The sequence below is a fragment of the Pseudomonas sp. GCEP-101 genome, from assembly GCF_025133575.1.
GTDB classification, from domain to species: domain Bacteria; phylum Pseudomonadota; class Gammaproteobacteria; order Pseudomonadales; family Pseudomonadaceae; genus Pseudomonas; species Pseudomonas nitroreducens_B.
In genome coordinates, this window is the sequence record NZ_CP104011.1 from 455432 (window position 1) to 479739 (window position 24308).

Genomic DNA, 24308 nt, shown 5'->3' on the forward strand with positions numbered 1-24308 from the left:
ATGGATCAGTCCTCGGGGCCGCGCGGTGCCGGGTTGCGGGTGATGAACATGGCATCGCCGTAGCTGAAGAAGCGGTAGCCCTGCTCCACTGCCGACGCGTAGGCGGCCATAGTCTCGGGGTAGCCGGCGAAGGCCGAGACCAGCATCAGCAGGGTGGATTCCGGCAGGTGGAAATTGGTCACCAGGGCGTCGACCACATGGAACGGCCGCCCGGGGTAGATGAAGATGTCGGTGTCGCCGCTGAACGGCTTGAGCACGCCATCGCGGGCGGCGCTTTCCAGCGAGCGCACGCTGGTGGTGCCGACGGCCACCACCCGGCCGCCGCGCGCCTTGCAGGCGGCCACGGCGTCGACCACATCCTGGCTGACTTCCAGCCATTCGTTGTGCATGTGGTGGTCTTCGATGCGCTCCACGCGCACCGGCTGGAAGGTGCCGGCGCCGACGTGCAGGGTGACGAAGGCGGTCTCCACGCCCTTGGCGCGGATCGACTCCAGCAGCGCCTCGTCGAAATGCAGGCCGGCGGTCGGGGCGGCCACGGCACCGGCGCGCTCGGCGTAGACGGTCTGGTAGCGCTCGCGGTCGGCGGCGTCGTCCGGGCGGTCGATATAGGGCGGCAGCGGCATGTGGCCGACGCGTTCCAGCAACGGCAGCACCTCTTCGCTGAAGCCCAGCTCGAACAGCGCGTCGTGGCGCTGCAGCATCTCGGCCTCGCCGCCGCCGTCGATGAGGATCTTCGATCCCGGCTTGGGCGATTTGCTGGAGCGCACGTGGGCCAGCACGCGGTGGCTGTCCAGCACGCGCTCCACGAGGATTTCCAGCTTGCCGCCGGAGGCCTTCTGGCCGAACAGGCGGGCAGGAATCACCCGGGTGTTGTTGAACACCATCAGGTCACCCGGCTTGAGGAAGCCGAGGATGTCAGCGAATTGCCGATGGCTGAGCTCGCCGCTCGGGCCGTCCAGCACCAGAAGGCGGCTGGAACGGCGCTCAGGGAGCGGGTGGCGGGCGATCAGCGCCTCGGGCAGGTCGAAATGAAAGTCAGCGACGCGCATGGGGAGAGCTATCTCGAAGGGGCGCACATCTTACTGGAATTGCCCATTTCTGACCATGCGAGCCGATTGACCGGCGCAGAGCGCCTCCCTATACTGCCGCGCCATTGCCTCGGTGGCGGAATGGTAGACGCGGCGGATTCAAAATCCGTTTCTGGCGACAGAGTGAGAGTTCGAGTCTCTCCCGGGGCACCACCTCATTGTTTCAGGACTTCCCAAGAAGTCCCGAAACCCACGAAGAACCGGCCCTCTGGCCGGTTTTTTGTTGCCTGCGATTCCCAACCAAACCCTTGTAAGCCCATCGATTTGGGGGCATATATGGGGGAATCTGAGTTCGGTCACGGACGATTCCCCCAGAATGAGCGCAACCCTAGACGACTCGGGCCTCTCAGCCCTGCAGCCCAAAGACCGCCCCTACAAGGTAAGTGCCGGCGCCGGCCTCTTCCTGGAGGTGAACCCCCACGGCTCGAAACTGTGGCGCCTCAAGTACCGGTTCGGCGGCAAGGAAAACAAGCTCTCCCTGGGCGCCTTCTCTGCTGTCTCTCTGGAGCAGGCACGCCAAGCTCGAGATGAAGCTCACGCGATGCTGAAAGCCGGCATCGATCCGAGCGCAGTGCGGAAAGAGGCGAAAGCTGAGCAACAGAATCAGCGGGCAAGGGCGAAGGCCTTCCGCTTGGTCATGTCACTCGATGGCGCTCTCACCATCGAAACCCCGGCGCAAATCCTCAATCTCAATCCAGCCCAGACGGCAGCCATCCGCGCCTTCCTTCATGCCGTCCCAATGGGAGGCTCCGATGCCTCTGACTGATAGCGCCATCAAGGCAGCCAAGCCGAAGGAAAAGCCGTACAAGCTCAGCGACGCCCAGGGCCTCTACCTGCTGATCAATCCCAACGGTTCGAAGCTGTGGCGGTTCAAGTACCGGGTACGAGGAACAGAGAAAGGGCTGGCGCTCGGCACCTATCCGACGGTCACCCTGCTGCAGGCTCGCAAGAAGCGCGACGACGCACGTCAGCAACTGGCCGAAGGCAAAGACCCTTCCCTGGAGCGTAAGGCGCAGAGAGAGGCGGCGATTATCGACAGCCTCACCTTTGAGGTAATTGCTCGCGAGTGGCATGAGTACCGTCGCCCGCGGTGGGCTAAATCCACCGCCGACAAAACCATGGCTTATCTCGAGTCTGACCTGATTCCAGCGCTGGGCAAAAAACCATTCAAGGCAATCACCCGGCCGGAGCTGGTGGCGCTGGTTCGAAGCATCGAGGCGCGCGGCGCATTCAACGTCGCCAAGAAGTCGCGTCAGTGGCTTAGCCAGATCTTCCGCTACGGACTGGCCAAAGGAGTGATCGAGCTGAACCCAGCCACAGACCTGGACGTGGTCGCTGCTCATGCCCCCGCGCTCCGGCATCACCCCCACGTTTCATTCCAGGAGCTTCCCCAGCTACTGCAGCGAATTGAGGAGGCACGAATCAACGTGCTGACCAAGCACGCAATCAACTTACTGGTGCTCACAGCAGTTCGACCTGGTGAACTCCGCATGGCGCCCTGGAGCGAGTTCGATCTGAAGAAGGCGACCTGGACGATTCCTAAGGAACGGATGAAGGCTCGCCGCCCCCACATCGTCCCCCTCCCCCGCCAGGCCGTCGCCATCCTCAAGGAGCTCCACGAAGTCACCGGCGAATATGAGTTGGTCTTCGCCGGCAGGAACAACACTAAGCGCCCGATGAGCGAGAACACCATCAACAAGGCGCTGAGCGAAGCCGGGTACAAGGATCGGCAAACCGGTCACGGCTTCCGGCACCTGCTCAGCACCGAACTGAACAGCCGTGGCTACAACCGGGACTGGATCGAAAAGCAGCTGGCGCACGGTGATAAGGACGAGATGCGTGACACTTACAACCACGCAACCTACCTCGAGCAGCGCCGCGAGATGATGCAGGACTGGGCGGACAGCCTGGAGCAAAAGGCCTAACGCCAAGGAGAGAACATGGAAAAGATAGATCGGGTGGAGGATCTGCCGGAATGGTTCAGCATGGAGAATTACCAAGCTGCAGAATCGTTCGGCCCGTTGAAGTGGTATGAGCAGCTAGCTATCCGGCAGTACTTGTTCACTCTGCTGCGCTTGAGGGATGAGGCCGACAAACGCTGGGCCAAGGACGCTGCAGCCACATTTGAGCGCGACGTCAAAATGATCCGGGGCGTTGACGTCGCAGTCGCAAGGATTGACGGTTTTTTCGGGGATCGCAGCATCGCAGAATTCCTGAGGGAGAGCCGACAAGGAGTTCACGCACTCACCTTCCGACACCTCAGAGAGCACGCGCGCAATCAGGAGGACTGTTTTGATAATCCAGGCAAATGGTTTGACGGGCTCAATGAGTTGGCAAACAGCCAAGACAGTGAAAAAAACCTGGATCTGAATACTCCGTTAACCCTCGGCACATTCCTCAACCCCACCCCTCACTTGGGGGTCGCAGGTGTCAACCTCAACCTCCCAGACAGCGTGCTCATTGAAAGCTTCTCTAGATGGCTTCTGGAGACGCGAAAGACTCGAGGACAGTCAACTGAGCGAAGGTACTACCGCCCGAACTTCCAACGATGGGCGCGCTCTGGCGTTCTGCCATACCTAGACCTGAAGGCCTGGGCTCAGGAAGTCGGAGCACACATCCCAGATCGAGTTATGGCTGCGGCGATCATGCCCCGTCTCGATTTCGGTGAGGGCAATCTCCGCAAAACTGTAGCTCCAACCGCACTGGGGCTGATGGATGATCTTTCAGAGCTACAGTCCCTCGCCGCATTGGAGGCGGAATCCTGCAGCCCTGCATTCGACGAAGTGGAAAAATAAGGCCACCGAAAATTTCCGGAAAATGAAGGAGCACCCAAACTTCCGGAACTTTTTGATAGGCGAAACTTGGATCGAACCTCTCAGCCATGATGTATTTAATCCGTAGCCATCGTTACCAATCACGCCCAAGGAGGCACGAACGATGGCTACTGCAAGCAAGCTCCCCGCTACTTCCCAAGTGCAGTCCGCGACTCAGCGTCGGTTCATCAAGCTGGCGTCCGTCAAATCCCTGACCACTCTCTCCACCTCCGAAATCTACCGCCGAATCGGTGCTGGAAAATTCCCCCAACAGATCATGCTCGGCCCCAAGTCCGCGGTATGGATTGAGGGCGAAGTCATCCAGTGGTGCGAGGCACGAATCGCGGAAAGCCGCGGGGAGGCTGTCTAATGCAGACCTCCGACAGCACGACCGAAGCGCAACGCGCTCGCCTCTTGGCCCGGGTCCAAGAAAACCCCATCGACACCTTGAGCGCGCGAACCGAGCTCAACATCCTCCACCCCGCCGCACGCATTCAGGAACTCCGTGATCGCGGCTATCCGATCAAAACCCATCTGATCACCAAGACCGATGAACACGGTCGTAAGCATCAGCGGGTGGCGCTGTACTACATCGGCGCGCTGCCTCAGAACGCAGGGAGGGCCGTCGCATGATCGCTCGAATCATCCCTGCGGAATTTGAAGGCCAGGCCGTCAGCTTCACCTCGGATGGCTGGATCAACGCCACTGCCGCGGCCTCGCTGTTTGGCCAAGAACCCAGAGACTGGCTCCGCCTTCATGAGACAGAAGCGTATGCACGGGCACTCGCCAAACGCCTGAACATTCCTTTTGAGCCCCGGCTAATCAAGAGACGATCCAGCTCGAAAGTCTCCGGCGGCAATTCGGGTTTCCGCCCCGAATTGAGCAACTGCGCAGGGTTGGTAATTACCAAGCGCGGGGCGAGCAACAATGGCGGCGGAACGTGGCTCCATCCGAAACTGGCCGTCGCCTTCGCACGCTGGCTCTCGCCTGACTTCGCCGTCTGGTGCGACATGCAGATGGACGCTCTCCTGCGAAGCGACAACTCGAAATGGGAGCAGGTACGGCAGCAGTCCGCCACGAGCTACCGTGGCATGTGCGCCGCTCTCGCGGTAACCCTGGAGGCAGCAGGCCGACAACCGAAGGCGCACCACTTCATGAACGAGGCCCGACTGATCAACGAAGTTGCGGCCGGCGTGTTCTCGGGGCGTGATCGAGACCAACTGAGCGAAGGTGAGCTGGCGCTGATCACTCTGATGGAGGTGCGCAACGTCCTGCTACTGGGCCAAGGCAAGACCTATCAGGAGCGCAAGGACGGGCTGCTGGCGTACGTCGCATCGATTCGGGGCGCTCGCCTCGGGGGAGCGGCGTAATGGACGCCCTTGCACTCACCTCCCGCCAGGGGTATGGTTTGCCCGTCACGGTAAATCCCGTGGCCGACCTTGGCCGGTCGAACAATCAAGGCGCACAAGCGCCCAAGACCTCATTGCTGGCGCTTTTTTTTGTGCTCGCAATGTCGCTCTATGGTGACGGCTGTGCGTGGGACACCTTCGGGTGTGCCGGTTTCCTTGATACCGGTCGGCCAACCCGCGTACAGCTGTCACCTCCCTTCGCTTGGCCGCGAACGGTGGCAGCTCCACTATCAAGGAGCTTCACCCATGCGCACCCGCAATCCGTTTGCACGTGCCGCAGCTCTCCGGGCAATAGCCCTGGCTGCACTCCGTGCCGATTCCTCCCTCTCTGTTCGTCTCGCTCGCTACAACGCCGCCATGGCCAAAGTCCGCGCGCTCGAAGCGCAGGGGGTGGACCATGCAGCAAGTTAACCACCTCGGCTTCGTCGAACTGCTGGGCGACGCTCGCCTCAGCGACATGGACATGGCCTACATGAACGCTGCTCGCACGGAGTTCGAACATCTGGCCAACCTGATCCGGCTTGTCGTCGTCCCTGCTGTGGGTGGCTGGCAATCGCCGCTCAGCCAAGAGCTCGGCGCCCACCTGGAAAACGTCCAGGTGCTGTCCTCCAACTTCTGCTGGCGCCATCGCCATGTGGGCGCTGCTCACGATGCGCGCGACGTACTCAGCACTGGTCCATCCAAGGCGCTGGCGCAGGGAGGTGTGGCATGAAGGCATTTACTCCTAAGCGCAGCCAGGCCGTTGGCTACTTCTTCGTTCTCGATGAGCGCCGCCCCGTCCTGCCATTCGGTGTATGCGGTCCCTTCGCCAAGCGCCGAGAAGCCAAGAAGGCCGCCAGCAAGTTGCGGGGCGTTCGCCCTGAGAGCGTGCTGAACGTGTACGGCGGAACGGTGTACGGCGTCGCGCAGACCTGCGAGGCAATGACCCAGGCCCGACTGCGAGCGCGCGATGAACTGAGCGCCATGCTGCAGGCGCCCACTCCCACTGCCCAGGCATTCAACGGCCTGACCAAGGAGTAAACCCATGACGACTTTTCAACAGCGCCGCGTAGCGCTGACGGGATCGGCTTGCCTGCAGAAAGTGGAACACGCTTTCCGCGAGGCCCTGCAGGGCGTCTTCGGGCAGTTGGACTGGCTGCCTGAGGGGGACGGGAGCATTCACCGCTTCCACGTTCCAGGTGATCGTGTCGGTAGCCGCAATGGCTGGTACGTGCTGTTCGTGGATGGGGTAGCCGCTGGCGCCTTCGGGACGTGGAAGAGCGCCCAGGTTCATCACTGGAGCAGCGCCGGCGAACTGTCCGCCACTGAGCTTGAGGAAAGCCGGCAGCGGATCGAGCAGGCCCGCGCGCAACGGCAAGCCGAACAGCAGCAACGCCAGCAGGATGCAGCAGAACTTGCCCAGCGCTGGTGGAGTAATGCCCGCCGCGCAGATCCGGCTCACGCCTACTTGGCCAGCAAGCACATCCGCTCCTACGCGCTGCGGCAACGAGCCGGCGAACTGCTCGTGCCGCTCTACCACTCCGGCGAGCTGGTCAACCTGCAGCGCATCAGCACCACCGGCCGTAAGCGCTTCCTCTACGGTGGGCGCGTCACCGGCTGCTATTCGCCCCTCGGCAATATCAGCCCCGGCAAGCCGCTGTACATCTGCGAAGGCTGGGCCACTGGCGCGACCATCCACGCGAGCTCCGGCATGGCCGTCGCCTGCGCGATGAACGCCGGCAACCTGATGCCCGTGGCGCTGGCGTTGAAGGCCCGCTATGGCGACCAGGTGCAGTTGGTGATTGCCGGGGACGACGACCGCAATACACCCGGCAACCCGGGACGAACTGCGGCCACCGCTGCAGCACTCGCCGCCGGCGCGCTGGTGACCTTCCCTGAGTGGCCCGACGATGCGCCGCCATCCCTCACCGACTTCAACGATCTGCACGTGTGGAGGGCTGGCGCATGAGTAGCCCCATCACCCTGAAGGCCAAGAGCCCGATACAGGAAGCCATCCACAACCTGTCCGAAGACGCTGGCGCCTTGTACGCACCGGCCGTGCTCGAGGAGCTGCGTTCGATGCGCAGCAAGGACCCTGCAGCCTTCGCCCGCCTGCGCATCCAGGTGAAGGAAACCAAGATGCTGAGCATGGCGGAGTTCGATCGCCTGACCGTCTCGGCCGAGTCGGAAGCAGGAGCTGCTGCCGGGCAAAGCATCTTTGCCGATGTGGAGCCATGGTCGAAGCCGGTGGATGGTGCCGAGTTGCTGGACGATGTAACCCACGCTCTCGCTCGGCACGTGATAGCGGAGAAGGAGACGCTCCGAGCAGCCGCGCTGTGGGCCACCTTCACCTGGTTGGTCGACGTGGTGCAGATAGCGCCGATCGCCAACATCACCGCCCCGGAGAAGCGCTGCGGTAAATCGGTCCTACTGACCGCCCTGGGGAAGCTGGTCAACCGCCCGCTTCAGGTGTCGAACATCGGGCCGGCAGCGCTGTTCCGCTCCATCGAACTGTGGTCGCCGACTCTGCTGATCGATGAGGTGGACGCCTTCCTCGCGGCCCACGAAGACGCCCGCGGCATCCTCAATGCCGGATTCACTCGGGATAGCGCAGTGGTCATCCGCTGTGTGGGCGACGATCACATTCCCACCCCGTTCAACGTTTGGGGTGCGAAGGCTCTGTGTGGCATCGGCCGAATCGCTGACACGCTGGCCGATCGGAGCGTGCCCCTGCGCCTGCGCCGTCGCACACCCGGCGAGAGCGTGGAGAACCTGCGCCACTCTGACCCAGCCCTATGGGAGCAACTGCGCTCGCGGCTGGCGCGCTTTGCACAGGACAACTCTGAGGCAATCGGCAAGGCACGTCCAAAGCCCATTGAAGGCCTGAACGATCGCGCCAACGACTCCTGGGAACCACTGCTGGCGATCGCGGATCAAGTCGGCGCTCACTGGCCGAAGTCGGCACGCACTGCCGCAATCGCATTGCACGGTCTGGAAGGTGATGCGCCCAGTGTCGGCGTCGAGCTGCTGGCTGATGTGAAGGCCGCGTTCGAATCTCGCAACGCCTCCAAGATGTTCAGTGCTGATCTGCTGGAACAACTGGTCGCGGATGACGAAGCACCGTGGGCGACGTGGAACCGTGGAAAGGCAATGTCAGCCCGTCAGCTGTCCGCGAGGCTGGCCGACTTTGGCATCAAGTCGAAGGACATTCGGCTCGGCTCGATCAACAAAAAGGGGTACGACAAGAGCGACTTCCGCGACGCCTTTGACCGCTACCTTTCGGCTGACACCCCCTCTCAATCCGCGACAACGCGACACGCCTACTCCCACAAGGCTTCCAGCGATTTTCCTTCCGCGACGGAGGGTGTCGTTGTCACGGATGAAAAACCGCTACAGCCCAGTAACCACGCGGGTTGTCACGTTGTCACGGATAAAACACCCCCTGCTAGGAAAGGGGCAGGCAAGGCAAAGGCGACATCCCACGATGAAACCGACCGGGAGGAGTTCTGATGTCTGCTCTCGACTTCCTCACCGAACGCGGTTTCGCCGCCCGGATCAGCGGCAACAAGGTCAGCATTTCACCTGGTAGCCGGCTCACAGAAGAGGTCCGCCAGTACGTCCGCCGGCACCGCCTTGAGCTGCTCGCCGAACTGGGCTCGATGGACGGCAAAACGCGCCGCATGCACTGGGCGATCACGCTGGGCGGCAAGCCGCTCTGCACGATGATCACGCCGCCCCTGACATTCGAAGAGGCCCTGATCGAAGCGCACTGGCGCTGGCCTGGTGCCGAGATCACTGAGTAATACCAACCCTGCGCTGGCCGCAGGGCTGGCGCTTACTTCGACCTATGGAGGTCACATGAAAGGTGCAAACCGTAAACATCCGCTGCCCAACCGCACTGAACAACTGCTTCAACAGCGTGATGATTACCTGGAAGAGATCGAGCAACTGGAGGCACGAGTCCCCGGCCTGGAAACCAAGCTGGCGGAACTGCGAAAGAAGGTCGTGCGCACGACCATGCATCACATCGACAACGGCAGCCACGAGGTGATGGAAGAGCTATCGAACACCAGGGCGCGCATCAACACCCTGCGCGGGCTCGTGCGGGAGACCGAGCGCAGCCTGGAGTTGGTCGAGAAAGCCGAATCGGCAGCGGCCGCCATTGCGCAGGCCATGGAACAGATCAACACCGAGCAGCGCCTGCAGGCCTCGCTGCAAGCTCGAATCGAACAGGCCGCAACGCGAAGCCAGGGCATCGAAGAGGAAATTGCTAAAGCAAAGTCCGCGGCGGAATCGGCTGAGCAGGCCGCCGGCCAGGCGCTCGCGCAGGCAGAGGATGCCAAGGCCGAGAAAGCCGCACGCACGCAATTGGAGAAAGCTGTGGAGCTGGCGCTGGCGACCGAGGCTACGATCCGAGTGAAGCGCCGCACCATCGAGACCATGGAAGCCGAGGTGGCCAACATGAAGCAGCAGGCTGCTGACTCCAGACAGCGCGAACAGGTGGCCAAGGCTGCACTGTCGGAAGCGCTGTGGACCAAATACGCCGAGGAGTGGAACGCTGCAGCCAAGATCTTGGCCGGCATCGGTGCTCAGCTGGTCGCTGCGGATCGAATCAACGGCGGCTGGGGCGCGCACCTGACGAAACTGCACATCCCTCTGTTCGGCACGCAGGACCGCGAGACCGTCACCCGCACGGAAGTGATGGATGCCTCCGACGACGTTTCCCTGGATGATCTGGTGAAAGGGACGGCCTAAGTTTACTCAGCCCTTAACGGAAAGAGGCGCCGCAATGGCGCCTCTCTCAATTGCAGCGCACTGCATTAGCTACCCGGCGAAAGCGGAAGCCGCAGCCGTGAACATGATGCCCACGCCGCGATTCAAAGCCTCGTTCGCGACAGTCTTTAATGCGCCCATCGTCCCTTTCTTTACCGCATCTCCCAGCGTCCCTCCCAACGTATCTCCGCCAAGGCTCTCTGGAGTCGCCTTCAATACCTGCAAGGCCTGCGCTGTGAGCCGGCACTGGTACGCCATGCTGTTATCAAGCGTTGTGCCGGCCATCGTGATGAAGCCAGCGTCCTGCAGCCAGGTCACTGTCGAGTGAAAGAATTCTCCTTCGTCGATTGCTTGGGCTAGGACTTCTTCGAAGTCCTCTCCCGGAGAGAGAACCTGGGAGAACATCATGACGTCGAGATCGACACCGATTGGGAATGACTCATAGAGCTTTCCGAAGATCGCACCTGTAAGGCGATCAAAGCGATCGATGTTTGCTTCAGCCATGGGGGACACCTATCAGGCAACGAGGGAGGCAAGTATAGCGGGGACCCTAGCCTACCTCCCCCTACCGCGGGGGAGGCGTCGAGCCTCGCGGTAAGACAGAAATTTTCGATTTTTCGGATGCTCCACCACAGCCCTTTACGCTAATCGCTGAAATCCCCGCCATTCGTGGGCTGCAGCGTTCTGCAGAGGGTGCGCAGGGTGAGCATTTTCCGAAAATCGATGTACAAGCCGCAGTACCGTCTAAAAACCCCGAAGACCTAGTGCCTCGGGGCATTCAGCGTCTTCTTGACTCCATCTGAGCTGTACATGGCTTAAGACAATGGTGAAAACAGGAGGCGCTCACCATGCCTACATTCTGGAGGTCGGCTTGGCAGCAGATTTTCAGCTTATCGTTGAAATGGTGTCACTTCAGTATCAAGATACGACTGCCGAGCAGTGACCGCTGGCATCAAAATGCGAAAGACAATACACAGCTACTGGGATGGAAGACTGTGGGATATTTAAAAAAGATACTTTTCCTAGATATTTTCCCCTTCACCTGCAGGCTTGTAGGCTGCACGTTGATTTTTTTGGCCATCTCAGGACTGGGATTTCCGCCTAGTGCAAAACTTTCAACAACCCCATTATCACTATTAATAATCAGCGCATTCTTTCTTCTCCTGCCGATTGCAAAAAAAATCACGCTAGGAAAAGTTATCAGCTTTGAAAGAGAGGTTGCTCAAGTAAAGGAAGAGGTTCGACAAGCAAAGCTAGACCTCCAACAAAGCCTATCAACCTATAGCAATATGATCTCCGCCATCTCGAACACAATAAATCAAAACATAAATGTACATTTCCACCCAGAACCACGCGAAAGAACTAAGGCTAAGGAGGAAATAGATAGCGCATCAAGCGGCGAACAAGCCTCTAACAAAACAATGAGCTTTATTCAAAACGCTGACTATGACACCAACTACGCCCTAGCCAAGCTAAGAATGGAAATTGAAAAATCCTTGCGCACTTCACTGGGCCGAAAAACAACAAATAACAACCCAGCATCTATGCGTAGCGGATATGCATCAGCCAGACAAATGTTTTCAGAATTAACCAAGAAGCGCCCAGAACTCGAAAGAATGAAAAATTCTTTCGACTACATAATGAAAGTTTGTAATGCAGCGATACACGGCCAGCAGGTGCTGAACAATCATGCAGAGGAAGCTATTCAGATGGGCTTGGTCTTATTGCAAGCAATACAGCCAGACCCAATAGACTGATCCTTTATCGGAGAGAGCTAAAATGGCTGAATTCGACACCACCCCTTCCGTCTCTAAAACAGCTTTCAGTTGTCCGCACTGCGGGGCCTATACCACACAGACTTGGTATAAAGCCATGTCGGATAAGTACCCGGAGGACCAAAGGACACCTATATTCCCAAGCACCGAGGTAATTGAAAGCCTAAAGCAAGACACCAAACTAGACCAAGGAACAATAGATTCACTAGTCACTTGGGCAAAAAAAATCAACTCCGGAAAGCTATTCTTAGAAAACTCAAGCGAAGCCACGTACTGCCGAACCACCATAAGTAACTGCTATATTTCCGAGTGCTACAACTGTGGCGAACTGGCAATATGGGCTCACAATCGATTAATTCACCCAGCATCAAAAATAGAAATACTCCCAAACGGTGACATGCCTCCCCATATCCGCAGTTTATTCGATGAAGCTCGAGAGATAGTCGCGTCATCTCCAAAAGGAGCTGCCGCACTATTGCGCCTATGCATACAACACCTTTGCAAGGAGCTTGGGGAAAGTGGGAAAAACATCGATTCCGACATCGCAAATCTTGTACGAAAGGGCTTGAACCCCCTCGTACAACAGGCGCTTGATATTGTACGCGTAATTGGAAATGAATCAGTGCATCCAGGCGAGCTGAATTTGAATGACAACAGAGAGATCTCATTAAAATTATTCGAGCTTGTAAATCTTATTTGTGATCAGATGATCACCCACCCCAAGCAGGTTCAGCGCATCTACAGAAATCTCCCAAGCGGGAAGCTTGAAGGAATCGAGCGAAGAGATGCGAAGGAAAGAGATGAAAAATAGATGTAGCTACGCCCGCAGGATGAAAATTGAATTTTAAAAACATAAATACACGACTTATCAATAAGTCAACATTGAAGAACAAGCCCCATAAACACTGGAGCCCAATCAAAGCCCAACAGAAGAGATTTGGATATCTAAAAAATGGAAATTAGCGAATTATAAATACTGATTCTCGAGGCGTTGAGCATTATCAATCACAAGGACAACCAGTGTGCGCGAATCCTCCGAAAACGCTCTAGCAAACACCTACATTCCTCGCACACTCTGGTATAAAGATCTAGACAAGGCTGTCGAAATAAAGCAGGAGTTTTTACTTTTACTCACTCAACCGCTAGTAATCTTGGGCGAGGCAGGCATGGGCAAATCTCGCCTTCTCCAATGGATTGGAACTACGCCCGGCTGTTCTCTCTGCACAGCCCGACAACTCATCAACCGCGCTAATCCACAGTCGTTACTGGGCGAGTCTCAGGTGCTCGTTATAGACGCACTTGACGAAGTCAGTGCTGCGAAGGAAGGCGATGCAGTCAACTTGGTACTCAGGCGTCTCGGTGAACTGGACTATCCCCGTTTCGTGCTGGCTTGCCGGGCGGTCGATTGGCGCAGCGCGACAGGTGTTGAAGCAATCCGCGAACAGTACGACCAAAGCCCACTGGAACTGAATCTGAATCCCTTTAGCGAGGCCGAAGTCTCAAAATTTTTGGAGCAAGAACTCGGTTCAGAAAAGTCTTCAGCTATCGTGGCGCACTTCGAGAATTTGGGGCTCGGTGGGTTGCTGGGTAATCCTCAAACGCTCGCGTTAATCATTCCGAGCATCGCGGGTGGTGCGTTGCCACAGACTCGCAGCGAGCTGTTCGAACTGGCCATTACGCAAATGCTGCTGGAGCACAATGTCAGCAAGGCTGGCACACAACTATCACAAGAGGCAGCCCTAAACGGAGCCGGCGCAGCATTTGCTGCATTGCTTCTGAGCGGTAGTGAGGTAATCACTAGGGGCCAATCGCAGAACCTCGATGGTGGTGAACTCTCGCTACCGGAGCTTTGTGGCATGCCAAGTGGTGAAAATGCTGCGGCATTGCTTGGATCAAGGCTTTTCTGCACAGCTGGAACTGATCGCTTCAGCTACTGGCATCGCCGTATAGCCGAATACCTAGGGGCCCGCTATCTGGCTCGCCAGGCTAATACTCCGCGCAAACGTCGTCGCATGTTGGCACTCTTCCAAAGTCACGGTTTGGTTCCAGCTAGCTTGCGTGGCTTGCATGCATGGCTCGCACTGGACCCCGCACTCGCTCCAGCCGTGATTTCCGCAGACCCCATGGGTCTGATCGAATACGGCGATGCCGACAATTTGCTGCCAAGCCAAGCGCGTACGTTACTGCAGGCACTGAAACGGCTAGCAGATACCAATCCAGACTTCCGACCCTGGAGATCCCAGGTCGTCCGAGGCCTTGCTTCACTGCACTTGATTGATGAGATTCGACATCTGGTCACAACGGACGCTGAGCCTTTCGGACTGCGTTTGCTGATCCTCGAGTCAATACCTCATACACCCATCGTCCCATTGCTGCTGTCCGAACTACTGGCGTTGATCCAGTCTCCAGAAGGCATCTTCGCCCTACGGCGCGCAGCGGCTGAAGCTCTGATCGGCCATATTTCTGACGAGGACTGGGCGAAGATCTTCAAAGTACTGCGTGATTGGGACGATGAGCTGTCGCTCCGTCTGGCGCTGGAGCTAATGGACCAGGTGGGATATGCCCCGTTTGATGATCAGCTGATAACTGAACTGGTGCAGAAGTACGCCATCAAGGACGGGAGGACAGCACGCCCGTTCTATCTACTCGAGATGAACCTACCTGACAACCGGCTGGAATCTTTCCTAGACCATTTCGCGGTCACATCTACCCGTGTCTCTGCGTCACTCGAGGCATCCGACTACGAGAACAAGGCAGAGCTTTCGGACTTTGCCTACCGACTGATCGCACGCCGCCTTCATTGCGGCCCTCTTGATCCTCAGTCGCTATGGCGCTGGCTAAGCCCTTTTGACTCAAGCAACGGCTTCGATAAAGAGCCACGACAACAGTTGCAGGACTACCTAACGACAAACACCGACCTTCGCCAAGCCGTACAGCGCATGGTGATTTTGGATCGTGCCGACGGGAAATCTGCCTGGCACAGGTATATGGAGCTTCAAAGAAAATCGAGCGGCTTCTTCTGTACCGAGAGTGATGCACTTGCCTTGCTAGCGGTGCTAGACCCCATGGACCACCATGACGACTCTTGGAGGGACATCGTTCAACTAGTAGCGCACGACCAAGCGCATGGCGCTGAAGTCCGCCACGCTGCAAAACCCTTCGCGAGAAAGCAGAGCGACCTTCTCGAATGGATCGACAAGTTGGCAACCCCTTCTGTACATCAGTGGCAGATCGAGCAGGAGGAATGGCGCACTGCTAGGCGACAAGAACTAGAGGAGAGGCATTTAGAGCATCGGAAGCACTTTTCCGCCCGGAAGAAACTCATGAGCGAAGGCCGGTATGGTGTCATTGTTGGCCCCGCTATGGCCTACCTAAAGCTTTATTCGGACATAGGGAATGATGTACCAGCTCATGAACGCATCGCCCAATGGCTGGGTGAGGAGCTAGCACAGGCTGCACACTTGGGGTTCGAGGCCTTTTTGAAACAATCGCCTCCAGTTCCGACTGCTGATGATATCGCCCAAAGCTATGCTAAGGACAAAGAGTACAAAGCCGGCTACATCATCATCGCAGCATTAGCCGAACGTCTTCGCAACGAAAAAGGTATCGACGATCTAAACGAAGAGCGCTTAATGGCAGCACTGTTTGTAGTGAAATCCACCAGAGTGGATCAACATGCAGACACCGCAAGACTCGAGCCGCTACTGACCAGCGAACTGCAAAATCGAGGGTGCTGGCCTTCTGCAATGCGCACATTGATGGAACCGCAGATTAGAGCAGCCCGTGAACATGTGACCGGGCTTCATGACCTGATGCATGACAGCTCACAAGCGCCGCTAGCAAACGAGTTAGCTTTAGATTGGCTGCAGAGATACACCACTCTGCCTGACCAGGTTGAAAATCTCCTAATCGACCGATTGTTAAATGCTCATAAGCATCACGAGCTTCTCCTCCTCTGTACCGCTCGGAAATGCGTTCGTGAAAGTCAGCAACGAAATTGGGACGCTGTGGGCCTGATCGTTGATTTCGAAGAAACAGCAGCAAGGCTATCCGAGTCAACAATTGATCCTGAGTTGCTGTGGGCCATTCGCGATCGCAGCGACTCGCGTCGCCACACGACTAGCGCCGAGAACACAACTCTTTCTCCTGCGCAACTGGAGTGGATCATCACCACATTCCGCGGGATCTGGGTCTACACCCCACCGCCTCTAAGCGGTTGGGTGGGTGATACTAATGTTTGGGATGCAAGCGACTACCTGCGGCAGCTCATTAACCGCCTGGGCAACGATCCCAGCCCTTTTGCATCCAAGGCTATGGCCCGGCTGTGTGACGCATCGCTCGATGGCTATACGAACGCTCTACTTATTGCCTGCGCCGAGCAAGCGCGCAATCGTGTGGAGGCCACTTATGCGCCTCCCTCAATGGCGTCCATTGCAGCCGTTATTTCGAACCACCTCCCGTCGACCGCTCAGGACCTGCAGACCTGGATGCTGGAAGAACTAAATGTGGTCCAGGCCAAAATTCGGAGCGATGACGCAGAGTCTTGGCGAGGATTCTATGGCGATGCAATGCTTCCTCATCCCGAAGAACACTGTCGTGACCACCTGCTTGGCTTGCTGCGACAGGGTTCGGCGGAAGTGTTCTATGAGCCTGAGACCCATATCGCCAGCGACAAAGAGGTCGACATTGCCTGTTGTGTAGGCACCTTGCGCTTGCCTATCGAGATCAAGGGGCAATGGCATCGGCAACTGTGGGAAGGTGCGGACAGCCAGTTGGATCAGTTGTACACGCCTGATTGGCGTGCCGGCGGCTATGGCATTTACCTGGTTTTATGGTTCGGAGAGACCGTCCCGACCAACAAACGTCTTGTGTGTCCAGCCGGCAGCCCTCGCCCGTCCTCACCTCAGGAACTACAGCGCATGCTTGTGGAATGCAGCCAAGCTTCGCGAGAAGGCCGCGTGGCAGTCGTGGTCTTGGATGTGAGCCGCTCATGAATTTTTTCTAGCGATCGGAAACTGGATCACCCTATGGAGCCCGGCCAATAGAAGTGATCGTGGTTGATGGTTCTCACGTTCACCAGCGATTCTTCAAGGACGAAAAATCCTCAATGTCAAAATTCTCCGGCACTACACATTGCTTACCACAGCCTTCTTCGCGCTAGGCACGCCAGCTATCTGCGTAGGCATGACCCTTCTCTTGGGAAACATTTGCTGGCCTCAGCGTCTGGGGGCGATCTATGTGGGTCTAGCAGTCCTACTACAAGGCTACATGGCTGCGGACGAAGACCGGCTCTCTCGTGTGCTAGCCGACGGAACCAATTTACGTGAGCACATCAATGGAGTCTGCTTCGCCGCGGCGGCATTCGGCACTATTTTCGCTGCTTTCGGAGACCTTATCCCTGCAATCGACTAGTGCGGTTCTGGGCAGAAGTACGAGCGCTGCCATGGGAAGTAACAAAGCTTCACCCCGGACCGTTCACACGAGCTGTTGGCATGCAGGCTTGAATTGAAAGCGAGCGAGTCACCGGCTCAGCTGCCCTATGTCTGTCACACAGCAAAATTATCTGCTCCATTGTCCACTTTGGGCCATGGAGCTACAGGCAGGATGAGCTTCATCGTGCAAAGGAGAAGAGCATGAAATCAGGCTTAGGCGAGTCGTATATCTGCCATGAGTGCATCGGCGATCCCTTCCTGGCAGGCGAGATAGAGCAATCCAACAGTGCAGAGTGCACTTACTGCGAAAACCACCGGCCAAGCTGGCCGTTACAAACGCTCGCTGATCGCGTCGAAACCGCTTTCGAGGAGCACTACACGCGGACAAACCCGAATCCTGATGAATGGCAGGAGGCTATGCTTCGCGACAGAGAATCTGACTACGAGTGGGTGCGTGACGGCGATCCGGTGCAGCATGTCATTGAAGAGGCTGCAGGAATTTGCGAACAAGCAGCGTCTGACGTGCTCGAGATTCTGGGCAACAGATACTACGACCACGAGATGGCTCAACTCGGCGAGGAAACTGAGTTCGACAGCGACGCCCATTACGAACTCGCAGGTTCTAGCACCTGGGGATGGGAGTCGAAATGGGAGAGGTTTGAGAAAAGCCTGCAATCCGAGTCTCGCTATTTCGGCAGGCATGCTGCAGCCCACCTGCGTTCAGTCTTTGATGGGATCGATAAGCTCAGCACCTGGGAACGATCTCCGCTCGTGGTAGATGCGGGTCCGGGTGCCGAGATTGAAGTACTGTTTCGAGCGAGAGTTTTTCAGTCCCGAGAAGCGCTCAAGCCTGCGCTTTGCCGCCCTGATATAGAGCTTGGCTCGCCGCCAGGCCGCTTTGCAGCCTCGGGTCGCATGAACGCTAGAGGGATTTCTGTGTTCTATGGCGCAACATCGCAAGACGTAGCCCTCGCAGAGGTTCGCCCTCCAGTTGGGAGCGACGTGGCCGTTGCGGCGTTCAAAATTATCAGGCCCTTGCGGTTGCTGGACCTGTCGGCACTTGAGAAAACCCACATAACAGGTAGCGTCTTCGATCCGACACTCAGTCAGCGAATGAACCACGTTGCGTTCCTTCGGACTCTGGGCAAAAAGATGACCCGTCCCGTGATGCCCGCTGATCAGGAGTTTGACTACTTAGCAACGCAGGCGATCGCCGACTTCCTGGCTACGGAAAACAGTCCCGCTTTGGATGGGATCGTTTTTGAATCCACTCAAGCTGATGGTGGACGCAACGTCGTCTTGTTTCACAAGGCGTCTCTTGTGCGAAAAATGGACCTGCCAGACGGCGCCAAGCTCTCTGCAACTACTGAAAGCTTTGACGATGAGGGCCCTTACACGGAGTTCCACATACATACCCTCATTTCGCCCGATCACGACCTCAACGACGAGGCCACATCAGAGACCGGCATGCGGTGGTTCCTTGATATGGACAAAGATCACTCCGATCCAGCCGCGATAGAGCCCACCCTTGAAGTCATTCCTGAGTCGTTGGAAATCCATTACGTAGAACGGGTGGAGGTTAAGTGCAAGCGATTCCGAGTCTCACGCAGTACATCTCAGCCAAGAGAAGACGACAGATTCTGACCGTCAAAGTGATCCCTCCAGAATCTGAAGCATCGAGCCAACTGCTGCACCAAGGGAAGAGACTGTCCAAACCTCCATCCCAGGTGAGGAGCTGCTGTAATACCAGGGGCCGGTCGCCGCGAGTGACGGGCTGAAATCCAGCGGATGCCTACGGGTCGGCACCCATCGGCTCGTAAGGCATCACAGGTCGCACAACTGACCGGAAAGCTCGCTTGAGCGGGCATTTTTGTGTGGTTAGATACCTTTGCCGTTGACCGGTGGCCGCCGGCTCCGAAATAAACAGAAGGATGAAGCTGTGAGCCGTAACGTTACCAGGATCAGTGCAGTGGGATCGCGGAAAGATTCGCTAGGGAAGCTGTTTGTCGCCAGACCTGATCGATCCGGCCGCTATGTGCTCAACCGCAAGAAAGGCGCCGCCACGTCCCACACGTCCACCAACCTGGCAGTCAACAAGGTTTACGTCACGAGTCTGGAAGAAGCAGTAAAGCTCCTGCATACAGGGGATTACCTGATTAACCTTGTGGCTCAAGGTGGGCAACGCGCATTACGTTCACTTGAGGCGGTTCAGATTGATTACACCACTTCACCTCATACAACAGTGGAGCATGATCAGATCAGCACCGCAGAAGAGCCGAAGGTTTCGCCTGCGAAGAGTCCCAACTGGCAGAAAGTCTTTAACACCCATTGCCAGTTGGGTGTCCCCTCATCAAGGCGTGAGATTCTGGCAGCCCTCGTTATGTCCAACCCGCAATTCAAGGAATCGAATCTGGACGCGGACCTACGATTAATCACCGTCAACGACTTCGCACGGGGACACCACCAAGGGCATGAACCGCCGCGTAGAACAGATCAGAAGCATCGCTACGATCTATTGTTCAAGCGACACTGTCCGGTGAGGGGGGCAATTCTGTTTGAGCGTTACGATCCCGCCGTGCATGGCGTTTGGGAGCTGTACCGGGACGACACCGTTCTGACAAAGAGCAAAATGCGCACACGTGCGTACGCTACCGGTGTTTTGCAGCGGGAACTGGACAGAGTCGAAAAGCTCGCTGATCAGGCTGGCGACTTTGACTTTATCAATGAGCCGGACGCACGCGACAGGATCAGTCGCGCCATCGTGCTACGGCGCGGCCAAACTGCCTTCAGGCAGGCTCTGATCGAGGCCTACAGAGGTACTTGCGCGATAACCGGCTGCACTGCTGTTGACGTACTCGAGGCAGCACATATCGTTCCGTACAAAGGCGAGCATACCAACAGGGTGGACAATGGCTTGTTGCTGCGGGCAGACATTCATTCATTGTTTGACCTGGGTTTTTTGTGGATCGAACTAGGCGTCGTCAAGTTGGCCGCTCACCTGCTCGGCACCGAATACGGAGAGCTCAGCGGTAGGCGATTGCGTTTGCCGTTGAGAACTTATGACCAGCCTTCAGGGAAAGCGCTTGAGCTCCATGCGCAGATGGCTAGAGCAAGTGTTGGGCTGGCGTGAAGATGTGGTCTACACCGGAACTGTTGGACAGTTAGTCAAGAGCTACTGCTCATATTTCACTGCTCAAATTCCATCGGACTCATCGGTAGTCTGGTCTAGCTAAACGTACGCTTCGGATCGGAAACTAACGACAGAGTAAGTACATTTTGAATTGGGGGCATCTTTGGGGGCATCAAACCCACAACATCGACCATGAAGCCTTTAGGCTCGGCACATACAGGTTTAAGTTAGAGTCTCTCCCGGGGCACCACCACATGGTTGCGGCCGTTCTGATGAACCGCCACAACTCACAAAAAACCGGCCTTCTGGCCGGTTTTTTGTTGTCTGCGATTTACCCGGCCGACCCGATCAGGAGCAGGTCCCGGTGGTGGTCTTGCTGACATAGGCCCGCCCGGTAGCACTGATGTTCACCACCCGCTCCTGGTAACCGGCGGTGGGGGCCGAACGGCACACGGTGATGGTCGCCTGGGTGTTGCCCACGCCGGTTGGCTGGAAGTCGACCTTGGCGACACTGGAAGTCACCTTGAAGCCCGTCGGCGCGGCGGAGTGCTTCTGGATCACAGTGGAGCCGGAAATGATGATCCAGCCCTGTTCCCAGCCGCCCGAGCCACAACTGGTGCCATCGCTGGAGACGCACAGGCTGGTCACCGCATTGCGTTTGATCGCTTCACTACGGCCCATCGCCACGCCGGCAACGAGGTCATTGGCGCTGGCGGCGAGCTTGCCAGTAAGTGTGGCATCGCTGAGCGAGGGGACGGCGATGCCGATCAGGATCGCCAGCACGGCAACGGTCACCATCAGCTCCAGCAGGGTAAAGCCGCGCGCAGTACGCCTTGATTTCGCGTTCATGGCCGGCCCCTATCGCTCGATGTCCCAGAATACCCAGGACTTGGGCTGGGGACTGGTGCCGGGCGCGGTGGGCTCCGAGACTTTCAGTGGCGAATCACCATTTCCACCGATGATGAAGTCTTTGAGACTGCCGTCATCGAGTTGCACGCGCCCCGCTACGGGTGACGGGGGCAGCCCACCGCCGGCAATCACGGCGAAGCGCTGATCGCCGTTACCTGCGGCATTCAGGTAGCTGATGTTGTAGACCCGCGCGGTCCCCAGGCTGGAGCAACTGGTGGAACTGGCCACGGCAGGCTGGTGCGTGCTGAAGGTGATGTTGTTGTACAGCAGCAGGGCGGAGGTCACCACCTGCTCGGTGGATTGCAGCCCCAGGTACCAGCCCTTGGGATATGCCGCGAGCTGGGTATTGGTCGGCGTCGCCGTGCTGGTAATGGGCAGCAGAGAGCTGTTGCAGATCAGATTGGCAGCGCAGGTCCCGTTTTCCAGGGTCAGCCAGTTGGTGTCGCTGGGCTTGTCGTGCAGGACATAGAAGCGATTCGCCACGCTGGCGGCGGAACTGTAGGTGAGCAGCGGCTTCTCGCGGTCACCCGAGCCCAGAATGATCACGTACTCGCCATTGACCGAAGCGACCTCCGGGCCATAAAGGAATTTGCGGTTGGCCGTGCAGGTAGTCGCCGTGGCGCATCCCAGGGAGGCAATCTTGGTGATGGTCCAGTTGGCTGGCGCGGTGCTGCCGATGGCGCTATAGGCATCGACGCCGGATATCCGGTAGACGTTACCCCCCAGGTCCGAGGCATAGCCATAAGTGATCAACCCGGCGCTGTTGGTGACGAGGGACACGTTACCGACGACCCCGCGATCGGTATCGAACGTCTTGAGCAAGGCCCCCGTGTCGGCATCCATCAGGTAGATGTGATTGCCCTTTGAAGTCGAGCTGCAGGTATTGGGGTCGGCGTCCTCGCAGTTGTCGTAACCGCCGCCCATGGCCAGGATGGTCGATGCACCGCTCCCGTAGCCTTGCGCCAGCAGGGGTACAGGCGTGGCCCAGGTCTGCCCCAATCCGGTGAAACCGGTGCTGCAGCCAGTGTCGCTGCCCAGATTGGGGCAACCGATCTTCCATTTCAGGCTGGGACTGGCCGGGGTGGTGACATCAAAGGCGTAGATCGAGCGTCCGCCGCGGCGCATCGCCGAATAAATCCAGGTGCTGGTGCCCTGCTGGACCACGGCGACCGAGCCGTCCATGCCGTAGTCCTTGGGCTGCGGAGTCGGGGTGCCGGTGGTATGACCGGGGAAGCTGATAGTGGTGGTGTTGTCGCGCAGGCGCTTGATCCGCGGATAGAACTCCGGCGGCATGAAGGACCAGATCTCACTGCCCGCCGAAACACCGGCAACGGTGCCCGTACGGTTGCCGTTGATCGCGTGCAACAGCCCATCGTTGGCGCCGTAGTAGACCACTACCAGGGGCGACGACGAAGTACCGTAGTTGACCGCCGCCGGGCGCGAATGCACGACATCTCCGTGCACCGAGGGGCGCATCTCGGTGAAGTTGGCGTTGAGGTTCTCGTCCAGGTTGTCGGCGCCGCTGGCCCAGCCGATCAGGTTGGTCCGTTCGGTGGCATCCGCCGCCCCCAGCAGCGCCTGGGTGATCGCGGTATTGGCCGTGTTGAAGTTGGTCAACGCGGTGCAGCTCGTCGGGCTGCACGTTTTCACGGTCCGCGAGCTGGCCTGGCGCAACACATAGGCCTGAGCGCCCTTCTCGACGATATTGCCGTCCGGGTAGTTGGACACGTCGGAACCCGTCACGGTCAGGCAGTTACCCTGCGGCTTGAACGCCCAGTAATTGTCCAACGATGTCGGCGTCCAGAAGCTGCGGGCGCATTCGGTGATGAAACCGGTGCCGCTATTGATCGCGCTATTGCCGTCGGCATCCACCGTGGTGAGCTGACTGCTGACCATGCCAACCTTGTATTGCTTGAGGTTACCGGGCCAGCGCGGGAAGGAGTCGGGGTCCGGGCGGAACATGCCGACGAACACCTGGTTCAGGTAGGTGCTCTGGGAGCTGACACTGATGGGCAGGGTGACGGAGGCGAACACGCTGTTGGTCGCCTGGATTTCGGAGAAGATCGCATTCAGCGCATCGGAGATCTGCGTGCCACTGGCCGTCACATCGAAATATTTGCCGCTGCTGACGTTGGCCATGCTCTTGAGCAACGCCGTCCAACCCGGCCCCTGTCCCTGGGTGTCCTTGTTGATATCCACGGTATAGGTGGTGATCGACTTGGAGCTCTTCTTCATGAAGCGCGCCCATTCATCTGCCATGTTGTCCTGCGAACCGCTGGGGGAAATGGGAATCGCCGTGGTGCTGCCGCCGGCGGCGGTCAGCGCATCGGTCGCCTGCTTGATATCGGCAGTGTTGTCCTGCGCCGGGCCGTTGCTGATATAGATGATGAAGTTCTTCGCGCAGCCAGCAACGATAGGGCTGTTGTAGGTGGTGGCGTCCTTCGATGCCAGGGCGTTACCGCTCAGGGCGTAGATAGCGTTGGACGCCGCAGTACCACTGGCATTGCCGGTGAAGTCGGTCTTGGCCTTCTGGTTGCCTGAGTTGGGAGTAGCCGCCGAGTAGTACAGCCAGGCTTCTTCCATCGCCTTGCTGATCTTGCCGCCGTTGGACTTGTCGGCGCCCACGTCCAGGCTGGTCACCAACGTCTGGTACTTGGGCTTGGTCGAGCTGTCGAGCAGGCGCATGGCGGCCCGCACATAGGCGCCGTCGTCGCCTTTGTTGCCCCCGCCCGACTCGCTGAAGAGCATCAGGCCGACGCGGAACTTGTTCACCTGCAACCCATTGACCACCGAGGATAACGCGGTCATCTCGTTGCTGAACGGCGTGTTCCAGTTGGCGGTATTGTCCAGGATGATCAGGACGTTAGGGGCATCCGTGGCGCCAGTGGGCGTGCCCACGAACAGATCGATATCCTCGGCTCGGACGGCGGACTGGACAATACACAGCAGGCAGAGGACGACTATTCGCTGGAGCATTCCGGTCTTGCAGCTCTTGTTCAT

General features: G+C 58.0%; 21 protein-coding genes and 1 tRNA gene. 18 read left to right on the forward strand and 4 right to left on the reverse strand.

The window, feature by feature from the left end; genetic code table 11:
* Positions 1–5 precede the first annotated feature (5 nt).
* Positions 6–1049, reverse strand: coding sequence for a tRNA preQ1(34) S-adenosylmethionine ribosyltransferase-isomerase QueA (gene queA, locus N0B71_RS02115; protein ID WP_259756950.1), 1044 nt, complete (start codon positions 1047–1049; stop codon positions 6–8).
* A gap of 106 nt (positions 1050–1155) precedes the next feature.
* On the opposite strand from queA, the gene N0B71_RS02120 reads away from it, so the two are divergent.
* The 13 genes from N0B71_RS02120 to N0B71_RS02180 all read left to right on the forward strand — a co-directional run bounded on the left by N0B71_RS02120 (position 1156) and on the right by N0B71_RS02180 (position 10044).
* Positions 1156–1241 (forward strand) — tRNA-Leu (locus tag N0B71_RS02120).
* A 163-nt stretch (positions 1242–1404) separates the two neighbouring features.
* Positions 1405–1854, forward strand: coding sequence for an Arm DNA-binding domain-containing protein (locus N0B71_RS02125; protein WP_259756952.1), 450 nt, complete (start codon positions 1405–1407; stop codon positions 1852–1854).
* A complete protein-coding gene (locus N0B71_RS02130; protein ID WP_259756953.1) occupies positions 1841–3013 on the forward strand; it encodes a tyrosine-type recombinase/integrase in 1173 nt (390 codons plus the stop codon). The genes N0B71_RS02125 and N0B71_RS02130 overlap by 14 nt, the downstream gene beginning before the upstream one ends.
* 15 nt (positions 3014–3028) lie before the next feature.
* Complete coding sequence (locus N0B71_RS02135; protein ID WP_259756954.1) at positions 3029–3883, forward strand: nucleoside 2-deoxyribosyltransferase; 855 nt, start codon at positions 3029–3031, stop codon at positions 3881–3883.
* Positions 3884–4025: 142 nt separating this feature from the next.
* A complete protein-coding gene (locus N0B71_RS02140; RefSeq protein WP_084359499.1) occupies positions 4026–4271 on the forward strand; it encodes a helix-turn-helix transcriptional regulator in 246 nt (81 codons plus the stop codon).
* Positions 4271–4534 carry a helix-turn-helix domain-containing protein gene (locus N0B71_RS02145; RefSeq protein ID WP_259756956.1) on the forward strand — a complete coding sequence of 88 codons (264 nt, stop codon included), beginning with the start codon at positions 4271–4273 and terminating at the stop codon, positions 4532–4534. Before N0B71_RS02140 ends, N0B71_RS02145 begins: the two co-directional genes overlap by 1 nt.
* Positions 4531–5271 (forward strand): KilA-N domain-containing protein, encoded by a 741-nt coding sequence (locus tag N0B71_RS02150; RefSeq protein WP_259756958.1) that lies wholly within the window; start codon positions 4531–4533, stop codon positions 5269–5271. The genes N0B71_RS02145 and N0B71_RS02150 overlap by 4 nt, the downstream gene beginning before the upstream one ends.
* Before the next feature lie 436 nt (positions 5272–5707).
* Positions 5708–6022, forward strand: coding sequence for a hypothetical protein (locus tag N0B71_RS02155; protein WP_259756960.1), 315 nt, complete (start codon positions 5708–5710; stop codon positions 6020–6022).
* The gene (locus N0B71_RS02160; RefSeq protein ID WP_259756961.1) at positions 6019–6330 is read left to right on the forward strand and encodes a hypothetical protein; all 312 of its coding nucleotides are present in this window, start codon (positions 6019–6021) and stop codon (positions 6328–6330) included. Before N0B71_RS02155 ends, N0B71_RS02160 begins: the two co-directional genes overlap by 4 nt.
* A gap of 4 nt (positions 6331–6334) precedes the next feature.
* Complete coding sequence (locus N0B71_RS02165; protein ID WP_259756963.1) at positions 6335–7258, forward strand: toprim domain-containing protein; 924 nt, start codon at positions 6335–6337, stop codon at positions 7256–7258.
* Positions 7255–8799, forward strand: a complete 1545-nt coding sequence (locus N0B71_RS02170) for a DUF3631 domain-containing protein (protein ID WP_259756965.1) — start codon at positions 7255–7257, stop codon at positions 8797–8799. The genes N0B71_RS02165 and N0B71_RS02170 overlap by 4 nt, the downstream gene beginning before the upstream one ends.
* Complete coding sequence (locus tag N0B71_RS02175) at positions 8799–9092, forward strand: hypothetical protein (RefSeq protein ID WP_259756966.1); 294 nt, start codon at positions 8799–8801, stop codon at positions 9090–9092. The genes N0B71_RS02170 and N0B71_RS02175 overlap by 1 nt, the downstream gene beginning before the upstream one ends.
* Positions 9093–9147: 55 nt before the next feature.
* The gene (locus tag N0B71_RS02180; protein WP_259756967.1) at positions 9148–10044 is read left to right on the forward strand and encodes a hypothetical protein; all 897 of its coding nucleotides are present in this window, start codon (positions 9148–9150) and stop codon (positions 10042–10044) included.
* A gap of 69 nt (positions 10045–10113) precedes the next feature.
* On the opposite strand, the gene N0B71_RS02185 is transcribed toward N0B71_RS02180, so the two are convergent.
* A complete protein-coding gene (locus N0B71_RS02185) occupies positions 10114–10566 on the reverse strand; it encodes a hypothetical protein (RefSeq protein ID WP_259756968.1) in 453 nt (150 codons plus the stop codon).
* A 344-nt stretch (positions 10567–10910) separates the two neighbouring features.
* Here N0B71_RS02185 and N0B71_RS02190 point away from each other — a divergent pair, with 344 nt between their 5' ends.
* The 5 genes from N0B71_RS02190 (at position 10911) to N0B71_RS02210 (ending at position 20399) form a co-directional block, all read left to right on the forward strand.
* Positions 10911–11819 (forward strand): hypothetical protein, encoded by a 909-nt coding sequence (locus N0B71_RS02190; RefSeq protein ID WP_259756969.1) that lies wholly within the window; start codon positions 10911–10913, stop codon positions 11817–11819.
* A 22-nt stretch (positions 11820–11841) separates the two neighbouring features.
* The gene (locus N0B71_RS02195) at positions 11842–12648 is read left to right on the forward strand and encodes a DUF4145 domain-containing protein (RefSeq protein ID WP_259756970.1); all 807 of its coding nucleotides are present in this window, start codon (positions 11842–11844) and stop codon (positions 12646–12648) included.
* A gap of 211 nt (positions 12649–12859) precedes the next feature.
* Positions 12860–16831, forward strand: a complete 3972-nt coding sequence (locus tag N0B71_RS02200; RefSeq protein WP_259756972.1) for a hypothetical protein — start codon at positions 12860–12862, stop codon at positions 16829–16831.
* Positions 16832–17470: 639 nt separating this feature from the next.
* Complete coding sequence (locus N0B71_RS02205) at positions 17471–18913, forward strand: RES family NAD+ phosphorylase (protein ID WP_259756974.1); 1443 nt, start codon at positions 17471–17473, stop codon at positions 18911–18913.
* A gap of 295 nt (positions 18914–19208) precedes the next feature.
* Positions 19209–20399, forward strand: a complete 1191-nt coding sequence (locus tag N0B71_RS02210; RefSeq protein ID WP_259756975.1) for an HNH endonuclease — start codon at positions 19209–19211, stop codon at positions 20397–20399.
* A 348-nt stretch (positions 20400–20747) separates the two neighbouring features.
* Here the strand turns inward: N0B71_RS02210 and N0B71_RS02215 are convergent, their stop codons facing one another.
* Positions 20748–21248 (reverse strand): GspH/FimT family pseudopilin, encoded by a 501-nt coding sequence (locus N0B71_RS02215; RefSeq protein ID WP_259756977.1) that lies wholly within the window; start codon positions 21246–21248, stop codon positions 20748–20750.
* A 9-nt stretch (positions 21249–21257) separates the two neighbouring features.
* On the reverse strand, positions 21258–24308 hold the full coding sequence (locus N0B71_RS02220; protein ID WP_259756978.1) for a pilus assembly protein: 3051 nt from the start codon (positions 24306–24308) through the stop codon (positions 21258–21260).

Bases quoted from the DNA above. Each gene is read 5' to 3' on its own strand.
- N0B71_RS02215 (WP_259756977.1), bottom strand. From the start codon at position 21,248: ATGAACGCGAAATCAAGGCGTACTGCGCGCGGCTTTACCCTGCTGGAG.
- N0B71_RS02150 (WP_259756958.1), top strand. From the start codon at position 4,531: ATGATCGCTCGAATCATCCCTGCGGAATTTGAAGGCCAGGCCGTCAGC.
- N0B71_RS02155 (WP_259756960.1), top strand. From the start codon at position 5,708: ATGCAGCAAGTTAACCACCTCGGCTTCGTCGAACTGCTGGGCGACGCT.
- N0B71_RS02205 (WP_259756974.1), top strand. From the start codon at position 17,471: ATGAAATCAGGCTTAGGCGAGTCGTATATCTGCCATGAGTGCATCGGC.
- N0B71_RS02165 (WP_259756963.1), top strand. From the start codon at position 6,335: ATGACGACTTTTCAACAGCGCCGCGTAGCGCTGACGGGATCGGCTTGC.
- N0B71_RS02145 (WP_259756956.1), top strand. From the start codon at position 4,271: ATGCAGACCTCCGACAGCACGACCGAAGCGCAACGCGCTCGCCTCTTG.
- N0B71_RS02180 (WP_259756967.1), top strand. From the start codon at position 9,148: ATGAAAGGTGCAAACCGTAAACATCCGCTGCCCAACCGCACTGAACAA.
- N0B71_RS02185 (WP_259756968.1), bottom strand. From the start codon at position 10,566: ATGGCTGAAGCAAACATCGATCGCTTTGATCGCCTTACAGGTGCGATC.
- N0B71_RS02175 (WP_259756966.1), top strand. From the start codon at position 8,799: ATGTCTGCTCTCGACTTCCTCACCGAACGCGGTTTCGCCGCCCGGATC.
- N0B71_RS02140 (WP_084359499.1), top strand. From the start codon at position 4,026: ATGGCTACTGCAAGCAAGCTCCCCGCTACTTCCCAAGTGCAGTCCGCG.
- N0B71_RS02220 (WP_259756978.1), bottom strand. From the start codon at position 24,308: ATGAACAAGAGCTGCAAGACCGGAATGCTCCAGCGAATAGTCGTCCTC.
- N0B71_RS02190 (WP_259756969.1), top strand. From the start codon at position 10,911: ATGCCTACATTCTGGAGGTCGGCTTGGCAGCAGATTTTCAGCTTATCG.
- N0B71_RS02135 (WP_259756954.1), top strand. From the start codon at position 3,029: ATGGAAAAGATAGATCGGGTGGAGGATCTGCCGGAATGGTTCAGCATG.
- N0B71_RS02195 (WP_259756970.1), top strand. From the start codon at position 11,842: ATGGCTGAATTCGACACCACCCCTTCCGTCTCTAAAACAGCTTTCAGT.
- N0B71_RS02130 (WP_259756953.1), top strand. From the start codon at position 1,841: ATGCCTCTGACTGATAGCGCCATCAAGGCAGCCAAGCCGAAGGAAAAG.
- N0B71_RS02125 (WP_259756952.1), top strand. From the start codon at position 1,405: ATGAGCGCAACCCTAGACGACTCGGGCCTCTCAGCCCTGCAGCCCAAA.
- queA (WP_259756950.1), bottom strand. From the start codon at position 1,049: ATGCGCGTCGCTGACTTTCATTTCGACCTGCCCGAGGCGCTGATCGCC.
- N0B71_RS02170 (WP_259756965.1), top strand. From the start codon at position 7,255: ATGAGTAGCCCCATCACCCTGAAGGCCAAGAGCCCGATACAGGAAGCC.
- N0B71_RS02160 (WP_259756961.1), top strand. From the start codon at position 6,019: ATGAAGGCATTTACTCCTAAGCGCAGCCAGGCCGTTGGCTACTTCTTC.